The sequence below is a fragment of the Pseudomonas sp. Ma2-10 genome (assembly GCF_054330215.1).
The window spans coordinates 1-2760 of record NZ_JBTEYL010000054.1 but is presented as its reverse complement, the minus strand read 5'-3'; the positions used below and the strand labels follow the sequence as shown (position 1 = coordinate 2760).

Annotated in this window: 1 protein-coding gene; it reads right to left on the bottom strand. The window is 64.4% G+C overall.

What is annotated here, in order from left to right; all coding sequences use genetic code 11:
• Positions 1 to 2760: aminomethyl-transferring glycine dehydrogenase (gcvP, locus tag ACXPVS_RS27150; protein WP_458512632.1), on the bottom strand; the 2760-nt coding region annotated here is incomplete at both ends.

Below are 2760 nucleotides of genomic sequence, written 5' to 3'. Positions count from 1 at the left end.
ATCGACGGGCAGGCACAGATCAGATTGCGATCGCCGAACACGTTGTCGACGCGACCGACCGGTGGCCAGTACTTGCCTTCGATCAGCGACGCAACCGGATACACCGCTTGCTCACGGCTGTACGGATGCGTCCACTCGCCGACGATTTCCGCCGCCGTGTGCGGCGCGTTTTTCAGCGGGTTGTCGTCCTTGTCCAGCGTGCCGTTTTCCACCGCGCGGATTTCCTCGCGGATGCGGATCATGGCGTCGCAGAAGCGGTCCAGTTCTTCCTTGGATTCGCTTTCGGTCGGCTCGATCATCAGCGTGCCGGCAACCGGGAAGGACATGGTCGGGGCGTGGAAACCGAAGTCGATCAGGCGTTTGGCGACGTCATCGACGCTGATGCCGCTGCTGTCTTTCAGCGGGCGCAAATCGAGGATGCATTCGTGCGCCACCAGGCCGTTGCTGCCGGTGTACAGCACCGGGTAATGCTCTTCGAGGCGACGGGAAATGTAGTTGGCATTGAGGATCGCCAGTTGCGACGCACGCTTGAGGCCGGCGCCACCCATCATCCGAATGTACATCCAGGTGATCGGCAAAATGCTCGCGCTGCCGAACGGTGCGGCGCACACCGCGCCTTCCTTGCGCTGCAGGGTGCCGTGCCCCGGCAGGAACGGCGTCAGGTGCGATTTCACGCCAATCGGGCCAACGCCCGGGCCGCCACCGCCGTGCGGGATGCAGAAGGTTTTGTGCAGGTTCAGGTGCGACACGTCGCCGCCGAACTTGCCCGGGGCGCAGAGGCCGACCATCGCATTCATGTTGGCGCCGTCGATGTACACCTGGCCGCCATTGTCGTGAACGATGCCGCAGATTTCGCGGATGCCTTCTTCGAACACGCCGTGGGTCGACGGGTAGGTGATCATCAATGCCGCGAGGTGTTCGCGGTGCTCGATGGCTTTGGCGCGCAGGTCTTCAATGTCGACGTTGCCACGCGCATCGCAGGCGGTCACAACGACGCGCATGCCAGCCATGTTGGCGGTGGCCGGGTTGGTGCCGTGCGCCGAGGACGGGATCAGGCAGATGTCGCGACGGTCTTCACCACGGCTCTGGTGATAGGCACGAATCGCCAAGAGGCCAGCGTATTCACCTTGCGAACCGGCGTTCGGTTGCAGCGAGATCGCGTCGTACCCGGTGGCGGCGCAGAGCATCGCTTCCAGTTCGTCGGTCAGTTGCTGGTAGCCGGCGCTTTGCTCGGCCGGGGCGAACGGGTGCAGGGCGCCGAATTCAGCCCAGGTCACCGGGATCATTTCGCTGGCGGCATTGAGTTTCATGGTGCAGGAACCCAGCGGGATCATGGTGCGATCCAGCGCCAGGTCCTTGTCGGCGAGTTTGCGCAGGTAGCGCATCAGCTCGGTTTCCGAGTGGTAGCGGTTGAACACCGGGTGGCTGAGGATTGGCGACTGGCGCACCAGTGCAGCCGGCAGAGTGCTGACCACGGACGCGGCGAGGGCGGCGAAGTCCGGCAGCGCTTTACCGTCGGCAAGCAGGGCCCACAGGGTTTCGACGTCGGCTTGCGAGGTGGTTTCGTCGAGGGACAGGCCCAGACGTTCAGCGTTGACCACGCGCAGGTTGATCTGCTGGGCGTGTGCCAGGTCGTGCAGCTTGGCGGTGTGAGCGCCGGTCTTGATCGTCAGGGTGTCGAAGAAGTTGTCCTGCTCGACACTCAGGCCGATTGCGTTCAAGCCTTGGGCGAGGATCGCGGTCAGGTGATGCACGCGATTGGCGATCTGCGTCAGGCCTTTCGGGCCGTGGTACACGGCGTACATGCTGGCGATGTTGGCCAACAGCACTTGGGCGGTGCAGATGTTGCTGGTGGCCTTCTCGCGGCGGATATGTTGCTCGCGGGTCTGCATGGCCAGGCGCAGGGCCGGCTTGCCGAAACGGTCCACGGAGACGCCGACCAGACGGCCCGGCATGTCGCGCTTGAACGCGTCCTTGGTGGAGAAGTAGGCCGCGTGCGGGCCACCGAAGCCCAGCGGCACGCCGAAGCGTTGCGCGCTGCCGATGGCCACGTCGGCACCGAACTCACCCGGCGGGGTCAGCACGGTCAGGGCCAGCAGGTCGGCGGCGACCGCGACCAGGGCGTTGGCGGCGTGGAAGCGTTCGGTCAGTGCGCGGTAGTCGAAGACGTCACCGTTGCTCGCCGGGTATTGCAGCAGGGCGCCGAAGAACGGCGTCACGTCAGTCAGTTCACGCTCGTCGCCAACCACCACGTCGATGCCCAGCGGCTCGGCCCGAGTGCGCAGCACGTCGAGGGTTTGCGGGTGGCAATGCACGGACGCGAAGAACGCATGGCTGCCCTTGTTCTTGCTCAGGCGTTTGCAGAAGGTCATGGCTTCGGCGGCGGCGGTGGCTTCGTCGAGCAAGGACGCGTTGGCGATCGGCAGGCCGGTGAGGTCGCTGATCAGGGTCTGGAAGTTCAGCAGCGCTTCGAGACGGCCCTGGGAAATTTCCGGTTGGTATGGGGTGTAGGCGGTGTACCAGGCCGGGTTTTCCAGCAGGTTGCGCAAGATCGGCGACGGCGTGTGCGTGCCGTAGTAGCCCTGGCCGATGTAGGTTTTGAACAGCTGGTTTTTGCCGGCGATGGACTTGATCAAGGCCAGGGCATCGGCTTCGCTCAGGCCGTCTTCGAGGCCGAGGACGCTGGTGCCTTTGATGCTGTCGGGGATGACGCTGACGCTCAGGGCTTCCAGCGAGTCGAAGCCGAGGCTATTGAGCATG